Genomic DNA, 16,462 nt, shown 5'->3' with positions numbered 1-16,462 from the left:
TTTATTGTGCCACTTCAGAATCCGGCAGCGTTTCTCCTGCCTCCACTGCGTCGATGGCCTGTTTAATCTCGTTAATTGAATTCTGATCCGGCTGCGTTACATAGAGGATGCTTCCCGGTGAGGAATAGCATTCCTGATCATCTCCGGTTCCCGTTGCCGACATGGATTTGATATTCCATGCGGACGGCTGATTCAACTGGCTCTTAATGAGCTCCTGAATCTGCTCCTGGGACATATTCGTATCTACATTCCCGCTGATGCTGCTCAGAATTCCGTTTGCTCCTGTCAGGATTGCCGGTGATATCGCCTTCTTGATCATCGCAGTGATGACGGCCTGCTGATTTCTTCCTCTCTGGAAGTCCCCGCCGTCTACATTCTGTCTCTCTCTGGAGAAGGCCAGTGCCTGCTGTCCATTAAAATGATTAACTCCCTGGGCCACATACATTTCAAGGCCTGAATCATAACTGGTGTTGAATTCCTGTTCAGAAACGACATCCACACCGCCGAGTGCATCTACCATCTGTACCAGGGATGTAAAGTTCACTCTTGCATAAAAGTCGATATCCGTATCGTACAACTTCGCCAGCGTTGCCATTGATGCATCTACCCCATAAATTCCTGCATGAGTTAGTTTATCCAGCTGTCCGCCCGAAATACCCGGAATCTCTACATAATAATCACGCGGCGTCGTTACAAGCAGGATCTGATGCGTCGTCGGATTGACAACCGCAATGATATTCACATCGCTTCGGCTGTTAGTCTCAATCGCGCCAAATACATCTATTCCACTTATATAAACCGTAAAGCAGTCATCATCTACTTTTACGTCAGCCGCAGTATTCTCCAGCTTGCTTGTTATTTCATGGGTGTAAATAATCTTAACACTGTCGCTGTATCCTGTAAATGCCTCTTCCAGAATAGCCGTATAGGCATCGTTGTAAATGATCGCTTCCACGGCGCCGTCATGCAGCGCCTGCGCCTGCTCATTCAGGCTGCTGTATTCTACCGTCGAGATGCTGCTGCCCACTTCCTTATTAATGATATCCACCGTAGATTTCACATCGTCGCCTTTCATCGCGTATTGCACGCCAAAGTCGTAGCCGGATGCATCCTTGATGTTTTCTGCCGGGTCTTCTGCCAGTACAGCAACAACCATCTTATCGACTTTTTTATTGCCGCCGCTAATGTCCTTTACAGTTCCGTTTGTCTTGAATATATAATAGGATCCCAAAATCAGCACGATGGACATCAGCACGCTCAGCACTTTTCCGGCAATTGCTTTTTTCTTAGATATCAACTGGCTTGACAGCGGAAGTACCCAGAGTAATACAAGAACCGCAATAATAATCCCCAGATATTTCATGGGCAGCATATTCAGCACAAACAATGCAGCTATAAACACCAGCGTTACAGCCAGCTGAACTGCGCAGAGTACGAGCCCTACCTGCCTGCTCACTTTGTTTGCCGCCGGACGCCTGCCGAAATCGCCTTTTTTGCCGTTTCCGCCTTTACCTGTGCCCCCGGAGGGTCTGCCGCCGTTTGCCGCATTCCTGCTGCTGCCGTCGATTCCCGGCCTTGCAGCTTTGTTCTTACCACCGCCGCTTTTGCCTCCTTTGGCCACAGATTTGGCCGGATTCCCCTGTACTGTCTTTTTCTGCTTTTCTTCCATCCTGCGGCGCTGTCTGGCCTGCTCTCTCCTGTATGCCTCTCTTTCGCTATCGCTCATTTTATTCTGGCCCATCGGTATGCCCCTTCCATTTCTTTATCTTATTTCAATAATTTATATGCTTTCTATATGCAAAACTAAGTTACATACCAAAACATAATAGCATTTTTCAACATTTTTCGCAACAGGATGGAAACTTATTAATATTATATTACGCAAATATTAAGATTTTTTCCGTTCCTTCCAGGTAACCCAGATCGCTCCGGCTACGCAGATTGAGGAATAGCAGCCGCTGATCATGCCGATCAGCATAGGAAGTGCAAATATTTTTATAGATTCTATATTATAAAAGATTGCAAACACCAGTACAATTGCCACACACAGCACCGTAGTAAACGCCGTATTAACAGAACGCCCTAATGTTTCCGTTATACTCCTGTTCACAAGCGGAACCAGGCCTTCTTTTGTGTGGCCGCTCATATGCTCCCGTATTCTGTCGTACAGTACGATCGTATCGTTAATAGAATACCCGATTATTGTCAAAGTTACTGATACAAACGCATCATTTAAGGGTATTTTACAAACTCCGAATACCAGAAATACAATGAAAACGTCGTGCAGAAGAGCAATCACCCCCGACACTCCCGCAGAAAAGCCCGACAGCGCGGAAAAACGCAGTCTGATATACATAACAATAAACAGAGCGGCCAAAACGATGGCAATTGCAGAATTTTTCAGAGCCCTGGCTCCGATATACGGTTCCACCGCATAGGTTTCCGATGACTGATAGTTTAATTCCGGCTGAACTGCCTGCAATTGCTGCAGCACCTTTTCCTGCTCCTGGGGCGAAATGCCCTGATTGCCTCCCAGATTCAAAACCAGCTTCTCCTGCCCCGACACAAAATCCTCTCCCGCCTGGGCGCTGACAGGACGATCTAATACGCCTTCGACTGCCTTAGAAGCTTTTTCCGTATCCGGCGCACCCTCACAGGTATATTTTAAAATAACCCCGCCGGTAAACTGTGTATCCAGCGTTACACCCCTCACCGCGCTTATAATGCTTCCGGCAGCCAGCACAGATACCGTGAATATAAAGATAGCTTTACGCTTGCCGAGAAAGTCGATTACTTTACGCTCCTTTTTCACACGGAACAACTTAAGCTTCTGGAATCCCGGATAAAGAATCACAGAACTCAGCATGACCCTGGAAAGCCATACGCCTGCTGCCAGATTGATCAGTACTCCCGTCAGCAGAGTATAGCCAAAGCTCAGCATGGTACCCGAGCCAAAAATCATCAAGATCACTGCCACTGCTGCGGTCGTCACATTTCCGTCCAGTACAGAGGAAAAAGCATTCTTATAGCCGCGCCGCACTGCCGTCCGGATACTGGAGCCTTTCTGCAGCTCCTCCCCGATCCGCTCGCTGATGATCACATTTGCATCCACCGCCATTCCCAGGGATAGTATGAGCCCTGCAATCCCGGGCAGCGTTAATGTATACTGGGGCACAGACAAAGCCAGAACCTGGAGGCTCATCTGAAATACCAGCGCCAGGCAGGCGATCGTCCCCGGCAGCCGGTAATATAAAATCATAAAAATGCAAACCAGAATGAAGGCCGTGGCCGCAGCCGTTGTCATCGCTTTCAGTGCCCCGCTTCCCAGCGTAGGGCTGATGGTGTTATAATTCGTCGTCTTCAACGAAAACGGCAGCGCCCCCGCATTGATTTTTTCAGACAGCGTTTCCGCCTCTTCCTGAGAACCCATGCCATTGATCACGGCTTGCCCGCCTTTGATTGCTTCCCTGACCACTGGATTGGATATCTGCTCCTCATCCATATAAATGCCCATGGACTGGCCGACCAGCTTCTCCGTGGCATCTGCAAAGTCTTCTGCCCCCTGCTTATCAAATTCAAGAGAAACTTCATACTCTCCTGTCTGCTTGTTTTTAACCACACTGCTGTCTGCAACATTTTTGCCTTCCACCAGAACATTCCCCTGAGAGTCCCTGAAGGTCAGCTTCGCAGTCTCACCCAATTCAGCAATGGCAGCCTCCGGATTGAATTTTTTCTCATCCGACTTCCATGGAAACCGTACAATAATATTTCCATGCTCCTTGTCTGCAGTTACCTCCCTGTCCAAAATATTCTGCGCATCCAGCCGGTTTTCTATCACCGTTCTCGCCGCATCCAGATCCTCTGCAGACGGAGTCTCTGTCACACCCTCCGGCTCAAAGACCGCTTCCACACCGCCCCGTATATCAATCCCAAAACGCATATCTACCGCACCCTTAAAATCACTGCCCAGTCCGAAAATGGCAGCATAAAGAAACACTGCGGTTACACACAGCACAATCCATATATTTCGTTTATGTTCTTTCAAAGTATAAGCCTCCTCTTATTCAACCAGATGATCCCCTGAGGATCCTCCCTATTTTCACTTATGAACACTCATTATGAAAAAGAATAAGAAAGCCGGCCCTTTTTCCCGTCCCGCTGCTGGATAATATGAACCTGAAGCATGGCATAATTTTGAAAACCCATGCAAAAAGACTGAACCGCAGACCACGTTCTGCCATCCAGAAGAAATTGAAAAACACTTAATATAAGAAAGACTTCAACAAAAAACAAAGAAGGCTCCGCAGAATCCTCATCCATCCTGCCGCCGCGCACAAAAACCGTATCCTTCGCTTCCGAAGCAGGCATAAAATCCAAACTCCCCGTACGCAGGCTGTCTCCCGCGTCCATCCTCTGCCCCGCATATCCACATCCGCCAGCCCGGAATCCTTCTCCCAAACGTTCTGCACATATATCGTTTCCCGAAACAGCAGCAGACTGTAGCACGCCGCCCCCTTCGTTCCGACAGCCCGTCCGAAATCCGCCAACGCTCTCCAAAGCCGCAAAAAACACCATACAAACAATCAAAACAACCACAGCTGCTCTCTGATTCCTGTTCTTCACGATGTCCTTCCCGCCTTTCCGCTGATTTCTGTCACAGCCCCATTATAACCTCCCTCCCCATTTATCACAACACCAAATTCTTAAAAAATGCACTTCCATATTCTTAAAAATGCACTTCTTTCACATATCATTCATTCACCCCCCCCGGAAGATAAAGCAACACCAAAGAAACACACATAAGCCACTCCCGGATTTCCCCCTTCTTGGAAATTAGATCCTACCGCCCGGATGCACCAGCTGAGAAAAAGGGGAGGAAGGTTTCTGCCGGGGCTGTATATGCCGTTTCGGAAGCCTTAAAGTCCGTATTAGAATCCGTTGAAGAAAAAGCGGGAAAAACAGAGGGCGGAATTTGATGTCCGCATCAAATTCCGAGGCGGCCTAAGACCCGAAATTATCAAATTTCGGGTTGCATGCCGCTGATCCCTCTGTTTTTCCCGCTTTTTCTTCTACGGATTCTTAGCGGGCGGCCGGTTTCCGAAACGGCATATACAGCCCCGGCAGAAACCTTCCTCCCCTTTTTCTCAGCGTCCCCCTCCCGCAAATACTAAGATTTCTAAGCAATAAAATATACACTTTTCCACACATCAGTGTTATAATAAGGAAACACATAGACCTATAAGCCAAACCCAAGTGTATACACGAAGGAGGAAAAACTATGAAATTAATAATTACAATGAGCCGCCGTTTTGGTACCGGAGCAAGCATAATTGCAAATGAGCTGTCCCAGCGACTGGACATCCCGGTATACGACAAAGCCTACATTGAACATACAATAGATGACAAAATGTACGACTCAGAAGCCGAAGCAATCCGCGAACTTGCCAAAAGCCCCTGCATCATTCTCGGCCGCTGCGCATCCGACATTCTGAAAGACCGTTTAAACGTCCTGAACATTTTCGTCTGCGCAGACAAAGAAGACCGTATATCCCGCATCATGGAGCTGGAATCCCTCACCCACGAGGAGGCCAAAGAAAAAGTCGAGAGTACCGACAAAGAAAGAGCCGCCTACTACTACGAGCACACCGGTAAAACCTGGGGCGACGTAAACGACTACCACATGATTCTGAACACCTCCGAACTAGGAGTAGAAAACTGCGCCGACATCCTGATGCACTACTTTGAAAAATTAGAATACATATAAACAAAGTATTTAACCGCCTGAAGATAAGCAATCAAAGATAGCTAAACAGCCCGTCCGAGTCCAATACAGCCCCGTCCCCCAGTTCAATCCGCCTCTCCCACTCCCGCCAGGATGCACCAGCCCAGCGGACCGCAAGAGGAAGGATGCCCTATGAGATGCGGGACGGAATGCGCGGCAAGGTCTGTGCTGTTTTGCAGGGCGTAGAGCAGGCTTACCAGCAGTAAGAAAAAAAGACAGGATTGCAGAGATGGGAATTGCTCGCCAAAGCAATTTCCAAAGAGACCTGAGCCGCTTAAGCATCAGCTTCAGCGGTGAATGTCTCTGGCTCTCTGCAATCCTGTCTTTTTTCTCCTACTGCTGGTTCGCCTGCGGGTCGCCCTGCAAAACAGCACAGACCTTGCCGCGCATTCTGTCCCGCATCTCACAAGGCATCCTTCCTCTTGCGGTCCGCTGGGCGTCAAACTCCCCTCTCGAAGACCTCTCTGCGCAGTTCTTTATTCTGATGTGCCACGATAGTTGTGCAAACCGCATCCCCCGTTATGTTAACCGCCGTTCTCGTCATATCCAGTATCCTGTCAATGCCCATGATCAGTGCAATTCCCTCTACCGGAAGCCCGACCGCATTGAACACCATGGAGAGTGTAATCAGACCTACGCTCGGCACTCCCGCCGTACCGATTGACGCTAGGGTAGCGGTTGCGATCACCGTAATATAATCCGCCGGCGACAGGCTGATCCCAAAGGCCTGGGACACAAAAACGACAGCCACCCCCTGCATGATTGCTGTTCCATCCATATTGATCGTTGCTCCGAGCGGTATCGTAAAGGAGGATATCTTTTTGGACACTCCCATTTTTTTATCCAGCGTTTCTATGGATAGCGGTATGGTAGCATTGGACGTTGCCGTAGAGAATGCGAATCCCATAACCGGTAGAAACTTTTTTACGAATTTAACAGGATTCAGCCCTGTAAATATTTTCAGCAGGATCTGGTATACACCGAACCCCTGCAGCAGCAGCGCCAAAAATACCGCCGCCATATATTTGAGCATGGGAAGGAATGCATCGAATCCGATTCCGGCAAAGGTCTTTGCAATCAGGCAGAATACCCCGATCGGGGCGGCCTTCATCACCGTCATCGTCATATCCATCATCAGGTCATTGAACTGGGCAAAAAACTGAGACACGGACGCCGCACGCTCCCCTCTTTTTGCCAGCAGAATCCCCACAAATATAGCAAAGAAAATAATCTGAAGCATATTCCCTTCCGCCAGTCCCTGTATTGGATTTTTCGGAATTATTTCCAGGATCGTATCCGCAAAACTGACTGCCTCTGCAGCTGCTGTCTCTGTTTTTTCCACGCTGCTGATATCCAGCCCCACTCCAGGATTGATCAGATTGCCGATCCCCAGTGCCAGTGTGATCGCCGCTGCCGTAGTAAACAGATAAAAAATAATCGTCTTAACGCCCACCTTCCCGAGCGTCTTAGTATCCCCTATCGCCATACTGCCGCAGACAAGAGAGCAAAACACTAGCGGTACAACCAGCATCTGCATGGCCCTGAGAAATCCATTGCCGACCACATAAAAGATCCCGTTAATGATAACGGTATCTCTGGTATAGCCTGCCGGCACCAGATAGTGGAGAATAATCCCTGCCGCAGCACCGAGCAGCAGGCTGATGAAAATCAATGTCGTAAGCCCAAATTTTTTCTTCTTTGTCTCTTCCATTAAATTTCCGCTCCTTCCTGCAGGTTAAGCTCCTGTAAATACTCTTTCAGTGCAGCTTGCCACGGTTCCGGCTCTTCAATTCCGCACATCCTAAGCATCATATTATCCAGGATGGTATACCTTATTCCGCAGTTTACTGCGGATCCGCCCGCAGGGCATGAGTTACGGGATGCCCTTTGGGTATACCTTATTCCGCAGTTTGCTGCGGACCCGCCAGGAATCTGTCCAGGGTCTCCCAGTTCTACCGGTTCCAGCCTAACATCCTGTCTGCCCATGATCCGCAGTATCTCTTGCGCCAGTTCATAACGGCTGCAGGACCCGCTGCAGACTGCATGGTAGATTCCTTCCTGCTCCTCCTGGATCAGACGCAGGATTACCTTGCACAGCTCCCTTGCGCTGGTGGGACATGCATACTCATTGACGGCTGCCTCGATGATGCCGCCGCGTTGAACCTGCTCTATAATAGAATTTACAAAGTTATGCCCTTCCTTTCCATATACCCAGGAGCTTCTAATTATCAGATGCTTAGGTGCCAGTTCTTTGACGAAATTTTCCCCGGCAAGCTTTGATTTCCCATAGACCGTTCTCGGATTTGGCGTATCAAACTCGTGAAACCGCCTGCAGCTGTTATCCCAGAAAATATCATCTGTTGATATCTGAATAATCCTTGCATCAATTTTTCTGGCAATAGCGCTTAGGTTTCTCGCACCCAATGCGTTTACCTTGTAGGCCTGTTCTATATTATCCTCACATTCCTGCACATCCGTCATTCCCGCACAGTTAATAATTGTGTTCGGACGATTTCTGCTGCCAAACAAATTCACATCAGCTGCACAAGTAATGTCCAGTTCCTCCACATCTGTCTCCAGGAGTTCAACATCCCGCATATCCAGCATATTGTGTATCATCGTACCTACACGTCCGGACGCGCCTGCAACCCAGATTTTCCCATAGTCGTATCCCATTCGCTCTTCTCCCTTCAGTAAAGTCCTCAATTGATTCCTCGCTGCACACTGTTCCTGTCATATCCACAACCCGTGTATTATATATGGGATTTCCCCAAATTTCAAGGTTTTACGGCCATTTTACAGAATTTTGCATATAATATAGGAAGAATCACTGTAGGATTTTGCGTATGTATCTTATCATCACTTCTTTCATTGTAATACTGCTCTTACTTTGCGCGTTTTTCTGCATCCGCAGAAAACGGAGCCTGACAAATGTCCGGAAAATGTCCTGCACGAAAAAATGCAGTCTCCTAAATGAACTCGCGGAGCCTTTCGGCTTCACATATCAGTTTGTACAGGATATTTTTACTACCAGTACGGACGCGTGGCAAAAAGAATCCGGCTGCGGAGAATTTTACGACCAGACAGCCCTGTCTGCAAACATGGTTTTTGACCGTGAGCCCGTCTACTTTAATTATCGGGGAAAGACCTGGCTGATCGAGTTCTGGAAGGGGCAGTATGGGATCAGTACTGGAGCCGAGGCTGGAATCTACCATGCAGATACCATCGTACCGCCTGCGCTGCGGCGCCAGACAATCTTTCCAGCCGCAGAACCGGATGAAATGCTGCCTGTCCGGCTCAGGCTGATGGGACCAGAATGTCCGTTTTTCAATCTGTCCCAGACTCACTGGCGGCCGGGGGGATTTGTCATGGGTACCTGTACGCAGCCGGAGGATCTGCTACTGGAGGCGGTACTGACTTTTCCGGAGGAATCTATGTGCCGCGCTTTTACCCGTGCCCTCATTGGGCTGGGCTATAAAGACAGTGAAATCCTGGCCTACGGCACTACCGTACAATTTTACCTCACTGACCCCAAGGTGCCGGGCGTCCCGTGGGATACCTGGGTACAAAGCTATGTATTGTGGAAATCCAGGTTTGCCTGCCGGCTGTACCTCTGGATAACCAGGCCATTTTACAGCACTGCTGACAGGCTTCTTTTCCTCTATTATCTGTCTCCTTTTCTATTTCGGAAGACACTTCGCATCCGCAGAATCGGAAAAAGAACCAGGAGGCACTCATGAGCTGGTATCAGAGGATTTCCCGTGCCTTTTCAGACGCATTGGAGATTCCCTTATACAGCACCTCCCGCTTTGTGCTCATCAGCGACTGTCATCGTGGAACCGGCGATCACAACGACAATTTTCTAAAGAATCAGAACCTCTATTTTGCGGCCCTAAATTACTATTATGAGAGGGGATTTTCATATATTGAACTGGGTGACGGAGATGAATTGTGGGAAAACAGGTCATTTTCCAGGATTATAGACATTCACAGCAATGTGTTCTGGCTGCTCCGGGAATTTAAAAACAAGGGGCGGCTGTATATGCTTTACGGAAACCATGATCAGAGCAAACGCCACTGCGGCTACTGCCGAAAGCACTGCTCCACATACCATGCCAGCGGACAGGCGGACGAAGTCCCTCTCTTTCCTGATATGTGCTATCTTCAGGGGATGATATTAAAAGATATGGAACATGGGAGAGATCTGTATCTGACCCACGGACACCAGGCTGATTTTCTGAACAGTACGGGCAGCGCGGCCGCAAGATTTCTCGTACGGTACCTCTGGAAACCGCTGGAGGCGCTTGGGGTCTCCGATCCAACGAGTGCCGCCAGGAATTATTCCAGGAAGAAAAAAGTAGAAAAGCGTCTCTCCGACTGGGCGCTCAGGGAACAGAAAGTACTCATAGCAGGCCATACCCACCGCCCCATGACCGGATCGGATGCCTCTCCCTACTTCAATACCGGCAGCTGTGTACACCCCAGGTGCATCACCTGCATTGAAATTCAAAACCGGCGCCTGACGCTGGTAAAATGGACGCTGCGCACCAGAGAAGACCGCACCCTATATGTTGCGCGAGAAAAGCTGGGGGAAAGCTGGGATTTCTGATTTACAGAACCCCCAGGTGCTCCAGCAGAATTTTCAATCCCAGCAGAATCAGAATTACGCCCCCCGCCAGCTCCGCTTTCGCCTTATACTTTGTTCCAAAGACATTTCCAATCTTCACGCCGGCTGCGGATAAAAGAAAGGTCGTCACTCCGATAAAGGAGACCGCTGATATCACATCTACATGAAGAAAAGCGAAAGTAATACCAACGGCCAGTGCATCTATGCTGGTTGCAACAGCAAGAACGAACATCGTTTTGACATCCAGCTCATCACTGGCCGCCTCGCAGCCCGGGGACAGCGCCTCCCTGACCATATTAAATCCGATGATGCCCAGCAGAATAAAAGCGATCCAATGATCAATAGCCGTAATCTTATCTTTAAACTGCACCCCTAGAAAATAACCAACCAGCGGCATCAGCGCCTGAAATCCACCAAACCACACCCCTACCACGGAAGCCTTTTTCACGGTAATCTTTGGCATCGCCAGCCCCTTACAGACAGACACCGCAAAAGCATCCATTGATAAACCTACCGCCAATAAAAACAATTCAAGAATTCCCATCTGTCATCTTCCTCCTTTGTGAACCTTCCCACGTGCCAGCCTGCGCTGCAACATAAAAAGAGACACATGTACAGCAAATAAACTGTACATGAGTCTCATTAATTAAGATAAGCCAGACCTCCTCGGCCAGTATGTTGACTTACCACGTATGCACTACGCTAATTACTCCCTCACGAACTCTTAATATTCTACCATCACATCAAGAAAACTTCAAGTATAAAATGTTTTTTGATGGGGGGAAGCCTAGCGTTGAACGAGACGGGGACAGACAAAAGCATACCGAAGAAAACACGCTGCGCATAGCCAGTTCACATCCGCTGCTCCCGCCCAGAGGCCCCAAATGAATGTATATTATCCTCCCGATTGGATGAACCAGCTTCATGACAGGGCTGCCGGGAAGGTACTGGGGCTGTCATGAAGCGTCCCCATTTGCCAACAAGACGAAAACCCGTTACCTATTCATCCTCGCTCTGCATTATGGTCACACCCTGCTTTTCAAATTTTACTTTTTTCCATACTTTTTCATGTTCTGTTATCTTTGTATCTTTTCTCCACTGTTCCAGGAGAGAATCGTACTGTTCCTGCTTTCTTTCCTCCACGATGGATTCCTTCTTGGCGTCTGTGGCCTCCCTGTCCAGGTTGCTGGTCAGCTTTGCTACGTAGATTCCATTGTCAGATTCTACGATGCCGGTTACATCGCCTTCCTCCAGCGCATCTGCTGCCTTTACCAGGTCAGCCGTGGGCGATGTGGATTCGGAATCAAAGGTTGCTGTCTGTACTTCCAGACCGGCTTCGGATGCCGCTGCCTCCAAATCCCGACCGTCACTATCTTTTAGGTCTTCTGCAAACTCCTCTGCGGTTTCTTTCAGGGCCGACTTTTCATCGTCTGTCATGGCTTCTGAATTACCTTCCTCATCTGTCTTATTATAGGAGAACAGCACATACTGCATACTCTTCTGCGCCGCTTCTTCGTCGGAAACCTCTTCGTCCACGCCTTCTTTCATCGGAGCATTCATCTTTGCCTGAATGGTTGCCAGCTCCAGAAATGTCTTGACGTACTTCTCGTAACCGGAAACAACCTCTTTGTCCTCCAGCGTGTTGTCTTCCACAAAGGCTTCAGCGGCCTTCTTAATCGCCTTTTTATCATCGTCGGTCAGTTCCACTTGATAATCGGCCGCGTGCTGCTTCAGGAGATACATGTCCTCGATTGCTTTCAAGGTACTTTCCTTTGTCGTATCCTCATAGGTCTTGCCCTCTTCTACTTCCTGTGTCCACATGGCCTCGCCGGTGGTACCCATCATCCCGGCATAATATGTCTCATACTGCGCCTGCTGCATTCTTGCATAAAAATTGGCAACCCCCAGCACAATCTTGTCTTCTCCTACTTCGGCAACTACGGCATCATTATTCATAGAGCGGCTGCACCCAGCCAGGGAAGATACCGCGATAAGGCCCGCAGCAGCCATTATCATCACTCTTTTTCTGAACTGTCCCATAACATCCTCCTACGTACATTTTAACTTCATTATTATAGCTTGTTTTTCTTATTCTAACAAGCCTTTTATGTCATTTAACACCTTTTTCACCAATTCCAGCACGTTCTCATCCTTCTCCCGTCCGCTGCGTCCTTTCTTCTGGTACAGGAAGTACGGAGGATCATCTGCTTTGAACACCAGGCTCCCATGATAGGCCTGTAAAAGGCCCGGGATTTTCTGCGGCTGTACCTTCGCTTTTTCATACATGGTAAACTGATAAGCATCCCCTTTCTGCTCGACCGCGGTCACATAGGCGGAATGGGCAAGCGCTTTCAGACCTGCAATATTCAAAAGCTGCTGCACCTTCCTTGGAATATCCCCAAAACGGTCAATCAGTTCTTCTATCATATCATCCATCTCTTCCTCATTCTCAATGCTGGCAATCCGTTTATATATATCCAGTTTCTGATATTCGTTCGGGATATAGGATTCCGGAATATAAGCGTCAATATTGAGGTCCATCGTTGTGGTGTAAACATCCTCCTCCATCTCGCCTTTGAGCTGCTTCACCGCTTCATTGAGCATCTTACAGTACAGATCGTATCCAACTGCCTCCATATGGCCGTGCTGCTCTTCCCCGAGAAGGTTGCCCGCTCCGCGGATCTCCAGATCCCGCATCGCGATCTTAAACCCGGAACCCAGATCCGTAAATTCCCGGATGGCCGCAAGGCGTTTTTCTGCCACTTCTTTGAGCATCTTATCCCTTCTGTACAATAAAAATGCATAGGCCATCCGGCTGGACCTGCCCACGCGCCCCCGGAGCTGATACAGCTGTGACAGCCCCAGGCGGTCCGCATCGTGGATAATCATGGTGTTCACGTTGGAGATGTCCAGTCCGGTCTCGATGATCGTTGTGGATACCAGAACATCAATATCCCCGTTGATAAAATCATACATAATGTTTTCCAACTGGCGTTCATTCATCTGTCCATGCGCGAAGGAAACGGCTGCGTCCGGCACCAGCTTCTGAATTCTCCCCGCCACATCCGCGATATCACTAACCCGGTTGTAAACATAGTATACCTGCCCGTCCCTGGACAGTTCCCTCTCTATAGCCTCCCGGACCATCTCGTCATTGTATTCCATGACATAGGTCTGGATCGGCATTCTGTCCATAGGGGCCTCCTCCAGGACGCTCATATCCCGGATTCCGATCAGGCTCATATGGAGCGTCCTCGGGATCGGCGTTGCGGTCAGCGTCAGAACATCCACATTCTCCCGGAGCTTTTTGATCTTCTCTTTATGGGTAACACCAAAACGCTGTTCCTCATCGATCACGAGCAGCCCCAGGTCTTTAAACTGTACGTCCTTAGAAAGCACTCTGTGGGTGCCGATCACGATATCCACCAGCCCTTTTTTTAAATCCTCCACTGTCTTCTTTTGCTGAGCCGTTGTGCGGAACCGGCACAGAAGGTCTACCCTGACCGGAAAATCCCGCATCCGCTGCACAAAGGTATTGTAGTGCTGCTGGGCCAGAATCGTAGTCGGTACCAGATAGACCACCTGTTTTCCTTCCTGTACCGCCTTGAAAGCCGCCCGGATCGCGATCTCCGTCTTTCCGTAGCCCACATCCCCGCAGATCAGCCGGTCCATGATCTTTTTGCTTTCCATGTCCCGCTTTGTGTCCGCAATCGCCTGCAGCTGGTCATCAGTCTCTTCGAAAGGAAACATCTCCTCGAATTCCTTCTGCCACACGGTATCCGGTTCATATACAAATCCCTGGGACTCCTGTCTTGCCGCATAAAGCTCCACCAGATCCTTTGCCACTGCCCTGACGGCCCTGCGCACCTGGCTCTTTGTTTTTGTCCACTGGCTGGTGCCCAGCTTGTTCAGCTTCGGTTTTTTCGCATCCGCACCGGCATACTTCTGGATCAGATCCAGCTGGGTAGCCAGAATATACAGCGCCCCACCGCCTGCATAAGAAATCTTCATATAATCCTTTGTTACTTTGTCGACTTCGATCTTCTCAATCCCCTGGTAGATCCCCAGACCGTGATTTTCATGGACGACATAGTCGCCTACCTTGAGTTCGGAAAAATTCTGGATTTTCTGGCCTTCATAGGTCCTGCGCCGTTTTTTGCGCTTCTGCTTTCCGAAAATATCCGTCTCGGATATCACCATAAACTTCAGCATCGGGTACTCGTACCCCTCCGCAACATGTCCGTAGGCAGCCATGATCTCCCCCGGCTGCACTTCCCGGTGCATATCCTCGCTGTAAAAACTACTCAGATCATAATCCCGCAGATCCTCGGCGAGCCGTCTTGCACGGGTCCGGGAACCGGAAAGCAGTATCACCCGGTAACCGCTCCTTTTCAGGCGCTTCAGGTCTCTTGTTAGCATCTCGAAGCTGTTGTTGTACGGATTGACCCCTTTCGTCTGCAGGCTGTAGGTATCCCGCACATGAAACCCGCCGCATTTAGATTCCAGCGTTGTCAGGCCGATGCCGTAATACTGATTCATCTTTTCTACAATCACCTTCGTAGAAAAGATTTCCGGTTCCTCTTCCTCCTGCATTCCGGCTTCTTCCCTGTTTTTCCGGCTGTTCAGATACTCCTCTGCGGTCTCATCCGCATGTTCTGCCAGACGCAGAGGCTCATCCAAAAACAACAGACTCTTTTCCTTTGGGAAATAATCCAGGAAAGAGACGCTTTTCCCGCGCTCTCCAAGGAATTCCGCTGCTGGATAAATGTCCACATCATCCAGGTTCTCGATCGACCGCTGGCTTTCCACATCAAAAGTCCGGATGGAATCCACCTCGTCCCCCCACAGTTCAATGCGGACCGGTAGCTCCTCCGTCAGAGGGAACACATCCAGTATACCTCCCCTGACCGCATACTGCCCGGGGCCTTCGATCTCAACCTCCCGTTCGTAACCGATTGCGGAAAGCTTTTCCTGCAGCTTTATTAAATCCAGTGTCCCCGTCCCTTCCACATGAATCCTGCGTTTTGCAATTTCCCGCAGAGGAGGCATACCATCCAAAAAAGCGTCCATCGTTGTGATAACCGTGATTCCGCCCTTCCCCCGGCTCTCCATTTCCTCCGCCTCAAGTATGGCACGCACCACCTCCATCCGCTGCTTAATCAGGTACTTTCCCTTGATGTCCGCATGGTAAAACAGAAGGTCCTTCGCCGGATACAGATACACATTATCATCCAGGAACCGGTATTCCTCATAAGCCTTCTTTGCCTTTTCATCACTGGAAAAAGCGATGATTTTATAATAACAACCATCGCTCAGTGCATACATTAAATGTGTTTTCTGGGAATTGACGCAGCCTGTAATCTGCAGAACCCCGCTGTTTTTCTTTCGTCTGCCGAATATCTCCTTGTACTCCGCCAGCTCGGCAAGCGGCGCTAAAAAAGCCTGCATATTCTCTACTCTTCCTTCTTTTTCCGGTTATACTCATTCATTGCAGCCTGAATCTCACCGGATATTATCATCTCTATGGCATGAACCGCATTCCCATAACCTTCCTCCATCAACTCGTGCTCCGCCTTGGTAAAATGTCCAAGTACATAGTCCGCCAGATCATATTTGGGCGGTTTCTCACCAACTCCTATTTTAATCCTGGGAAATACCTCACTTCCAAGATGAGCGATGATATTTTTGATTCCATTGTGGCCGCCGGCACTGCCTTTTGCACGGATGCGGAGCTTCCCGACCCCCAGGCTGACATCATCGTATATTACGATCAGTTCCTGTTCTTCATCAATCTTATAATATTCCACAAGGCTGATAATGCTCTCTCCACTCAGGTTCATATATGTCTGCGGTTTTGCCAGAATTACCTTCTGCCCGCCTATCACACCCTTGCCAATGAAGGCTCTGTGTTTTTTCGTGTCCACTGCTATATTATATTTCGAAGCAATGGTATCTATCACTTCGAATCCCACATTATGTCTCGTACCTTCATATTGTCTGTCCGGATTTCCCAGACCTGCTATGATATACATCCTTTTCACCTCTTCATTCTT

12 protein-coding genes are annotated in these 16,462 nt (G+C 49.0%); 3 read left to right on the top strand and 9 right to left on the bottom strand.

Features of this window, described 5'->3' with window-relative positions:
- Nucleotide 1: 1 nt before the first annotated feature.
- From MWG26_RS09275 to MWG26_RS09265, 3 genes are all read right to left on the bottom strand, one after another.
- Nucleotides 2–1,726, bottom strand: coding sequence for an LCP family protein (locus MWG26_RS09275; RefSeq protein ID WP_244062717.1), 1,725 nt, complete (start codon nucleotides 1,724–1,726; stop codon nucleotides 2–4).
- A gap of 162 nt (nucleotides 1,727–1,888) precedes the next feature.
- Nucleotides 1,889–4,045 carry a protein translocase subunit SecD gene (gene secD, locus MWG26_RS09270; protein ID WP_025657833.1) on the bottom strand — a complete coding sequence of 719 codons (2,157 nt, stop codon included), beginning with the start codon at nucleotides 4,043–4,045 and terminating at the stop codon, nucleotides 1,889–1,891.
- A 71-nt stretch (nucleotides 4,046–4,116) separates the two neighbouring features.
- Complete coding sequence (locus tag MWG26_RS09265; RefSeq protein WP_025657834.1) at nucleotides 4,117–4,623, bottom strand: hypothetical protein; 507 nt, start codon at nucleotides 4,621–4,623, stop codon at nucleotides 4,117–4,119.
- A gap of 655 nt (nucleotides 4,624–5,278) precedes the next feature.
- Here MWG26_RS09265 and MWG26_RS09260 point away from each other — a divergent pair.
- Nucleotides 5,279–5,764 carry a cytidylate kinase-like family protein gene (locus MWG26_RS09260; protein WP_025657835.1) on the top strand — a complete coding sequence of 162 codons (486 nt, stop codon included), beginning with the start codon at nucleotides 5,279–5,281 and terminating at the stop codon, nucleotides 5,762–5,764.
- A gap of 457 nt (nucleotides 5,765–6,221) precedes the next feature.
- Here the strand turns inward: MWG26_RS09260 and MWG26_RS09255 are convergent, their stop codons facing one another.
- Both MWG26_RS09255 and MWG26_RS09250 read right to left on the bottom strand, forming a co-directional pair.
- Nucleotides 6,222–7,493: a dicarboxylate/amino acid:cation symporter gene (locus tag MWG26_RS09255; RefSeq protein ID WP_025657836.1), complete on the bottom strand. Its 1,272-nt coding sequence runs from the start codon at nucleotides 7,491–7,493 to the stop codon at nucleotides 6,222–6,224.
- A complete protein-coding gene (locus MWG26_RS09250) occupies nucleotides 7,493–8,458 on the bottom strand; it encodes an SDR family oxidoreductase (protein WP_025657837.1) in 966 nt (321 codons plus the stop codon). The genes MWG26_RS09255 and MWG26_RS09250 overlap by 1 nt, the downstream gene beginning before the upstream one ends.
- A 266-nt stretch (nucleotides 8,459–8,724) precedes the next feature.
- Between MWG26_RS09250 and MWG26_RS09245 the strand changes: the two genes are divergently transcribed.
- Nucleotides 8,725–9,522 (top strand): DUF4474 domain-containing protein, encoded by a 798-nt coding sequence (locus tag MWG26_RS09245; protein ID WP_244062716.1) that lies wholly within the window; start codon nucleotides 8,725–8,727, stop codon nucleotides 9,520–9,522.
- Entirely contained in the window at nucleotides 9,519–10,391 is an 873-nt protein-coding gene (locus tag MWG26_RS09240; protein WP_117441146.1) for a metallophosphoesterase, read from the top strand. Before MWG26_RS09245 ends, MWG26_RS09240 begins: the two co-directional genes overlap by 4 nt.
- A gap of 1 nt (nucleotide 10,392) precedes the next feature.
- On the opposite strand, the gene MWG26_RS09235 is transcribed toward MWG26_RS09240, so the two are convergent.
- The 4 genes from MWG26_RS09235 to pth all read right to left on the bottom strand — a co-directional run bounded on the left by MWG26_RS09235 (nucleotide 10,393) and on the right by pth (nucleotide 16,441).
- Complete coding sequence (locus MWG26_RS09235; RefSeq protein ID WP_025657839.1) at nucleotides 10,393–10,953, bottom strand: manganese efflux pump MntP; 561 nt, start codon at nucleotides 10,951–10,953, stop codon at nucleotides 10,393–10,395.
- Nucleotides 10,954–11,408: 455 nt separating this feature from the next.
- Complete coding sequence (locus MWG26_RS09230; RefSeq protein WP_025657840.1) at nucleotides 11,409–12,449, bottom strand: peptidylprolyl isomerase; 1,041 nt, start codon at nucleotides 12,447–12,449, stop codon at nucleotides 11,409–11,411.
- 48 nt (nucleotides 12,450–12,497) lie between these two features.
- Complete coding sequence (gene mfd / locus MWG26_RS09225; protein ID WP_025657841.1) at nucleotides 12,498–15,857, bottom strand: transcription-repair coupling factor; 3,360 nt, start codon at nucleotides 15,855–15,857, stop codon at nucleotides 12,498–12,500.
- 5 nt (nucleotides 15,858–15,862) lie between these two features.
- Complete coding sequence (pth, locus tag MWG26_RS09220) at nucleotides 15,863–16,441, bottom strand: aminoacyl-tRNA hydrolase (protein ID WP_025657842.1); 579 nt, start codon at nucleotides 16,439–16,441, stop codon at nucleotides 15,863–15,865.
- Between the last annotated feature and the right edge of the window lie 21 nt (nucleotides 16,442–16,462).

It is taken from the genome of Faecalicatena contorta, from assembly GCF_022835095.1.
Classification (GTDB): Bacteria; Bacillota; Clostridia; order Lachnospirales; family Lachnospiraceae; genus Faecalicatena; species Faecalicatena contorta.
This window is presented reverse-complemented; position numbering and strand designations above follow the sequence as displayed.

Bases quoted from the DNA above. Each gene is read 5' to 3' on its own strand.
- MWG26_RS09275 (WP_244062717.1), bottom strand. From the start codon at position 1,726: ATGAGCGATAGCGAAAGAGAGGCATACAGGAGAGAGCAGGCCAGACAG.
- MWG26_RS09260 (WP_025657835.1), top strand. From the start codon at position 5,279: ATGAAATTAATAATTACAATGAGCCGCCGTTTTGGTACCGGAGCAAGC.
- MWG26_RS09255 (WP_025657836.1), bottom strand. From the start codon at position 7,493: ATGGAAGAGACAAAGAAGAAAAAATTTGGGCTTACGACATTGATTTTC.
- MWG26_RS09250 (WP_025657837.1), bottom strand. From the start codon at position 8,458: ATGGGATACGACTATGGGAAAATCTGGGTTGCAGGCGCGTCCGGACGT.
- MWG26_RS09245 (WP_244062716.1), top strand. From the start codon at position 8,725: ATGTCCTGCACGAAAAAATGCAGTCTCCTAAATGAACTCGCGGAGCCT.
- MWG26_RS09240 (WP_117441146.1), top strand. From the start codon at position 9,519: ATGAGCTGGTATCAGAGGATTTCCCGTGCCTTTTCAGACGCATTGGAG.
- MWG26_RS09235 (WP_025657839.1), bottom strand. From the start codon at position 10,953: ATGGGAATTCTTGAATTGTTTTTATTGGCGGTAGGTTTATCAATGGAT.
- MWG26_RS09230 (WP_025657840.1), bottom strand. From the start codon at position 12,449: ATGGGACAGTTCAGAAAAAGAGTGATGATAATGGCTGCTGCGGGCCTT.
- mfd (WP_025657841.1), bottom strand. From the start codon at position 15,857: ATGCAGGCTTTTTTAGCGCCGCTTGCCGAGCTGGCGGAGTACAAGGAG.
- pth (WP_025657842.1), bottom strand. From the start codon at position 16,441: ATGTATATCATAGCAGGTCTGGGAAATCCGGACAGACAATATGAAGGT.